General features: G+C 60.6%; 2 protein-coding genes. Both read left to right on the top strand.

The window, feature by feature from the left end; genetic code table 11:
• Positions 1–702 (top strand): DUF5753 domain-containing protein (locus tag ACGF5C_RS34815; RefSeq protein ID WP_393308677.1); only part of this gene is annotated, 702 nt, incomplete at its 5' end.
• A gap of 16 nt (positions 703–718) precedes the next feature.
• A complete protein-coding gene (locus ACGF5C_RS34810) occupies positions 719–922 on the top strand; it encodes a DUF397 domain-containing protein (RefSeq protein WP_030515755.1) in 204 nt (67 codons plus the stop codon).
• Positions 923–1,227 lie beyond the last annotated feature (305 nt).

Below are 1,227 nucleotides of genomic sequence, written 5' to 3'. Positions count from 1 at the left end.
ACCAGCCTGCAAGTGAACGCACTGTGCGACAGCTATGGGGCGACCGATGAGGAGCGGCGCATCTGCCTGGATCTGGTGAAGGAGATTCGCGCATCGCGAGAGGGGAAGGTGACGGCCAGTTGGTGGAGAGCGTATGCGGACCAGATTTCGACGGGTTTCAACCACTACTTGGCGCTGGAGGATGCGGCGGACGGGCTGACGGTATGGAAGACAACGATTGTCCCCGGATTGCTGCAGACGTCGAACTACAGACGTGCGCTTGCTTGGGCTGAGCACCCGGGTATCGATAGTGAGCAGTTGGAGCGTCGGATCGAGTGGCAGGCGCACCGCCAGGAGCGCCTAAAGGATCCAAACCTGCGAATTACCGCACTACTGCACGAGGCGGTCCTGAGTGATCAAGTCGGCGGCGCCGCCGTGATCGGTGAGCAGCTGGCGCACCTGGTTTCCCTTTCGGACCTCCCGAACATCTCCATTCGTGTGGTTCCGTTCACGGCTCCGAGTCAACTCGGGTCCTACGTCGGCTCTTTCATGCTCTTGGAATTTCCCGACCTGGTGTCGGGGCTGGCACAACCTTCTATCGTGTATGTGGAGGGCTGGACGGGCGACCTCTACCTCGAGCGAGAGGCCGAGCTGCAACGATATATGCAGGCACTTCGGGAGATTCGTCGTGTAGCGTTGCCTGAAGTTGATTCGGAGCTTTGATCAAGGAGCACATGCCGTGAGCAACGATCTGTCCGGTGCGAAGTGGTTCAAGTCAAGCCGTTCGGGCTCAACCAAGGAGTGTGTCGAGGTAGCGTTCCTCGATGATGCTGTGGGCGTTCGGGATTCGAAGAATCCCACCGGCCCCGCGCTGTTGTTCACTCCCTCGGAGTGGTCCTCCTTCACCACCAGCGTCCAGCGCGGCCGGTTCGATCGGGCGTAGCCCTCTCCGCTCATTACGGTTCGAGATGCCCCGAAGTCCTTATCTCCCTTGAGCTTCGGGGGTTCTTGCGTATCTGTCGTCGCTGGCGGTGAGGGCGCACCTGGCGGGTGCCGCTCGATTGGGGCCCGGACGGTGATCTGTCTGAACTTTTCGTGCAAACCCCGCCCACATTGACGGAAACCCGCACATTTCCCCGAGGTTTGCACGGAAAGTTCAGCCCTCTGGCACAACGCAATTCGAATCGTGTCCGGTGTTCTCAGGTGAGATGCCGGTCGGCGAGGGCCCCAGCCGCAGCATCGGGCACG

Origin of the sequence: Micromonospora sp. NPDC047620, from assembly GCF_043205005.1 — a bacterium.
GTDB lineage: Bacteria > Actinomycetota > Actinomycetes > Mycobacteriales > Micromonosporaceae > Micromonospora.
The sequence above is the reverse complement of the archived record's forward strand: the minus strand, read 5'-3'. Positions and strand labels throughout refer to the sequence as shown.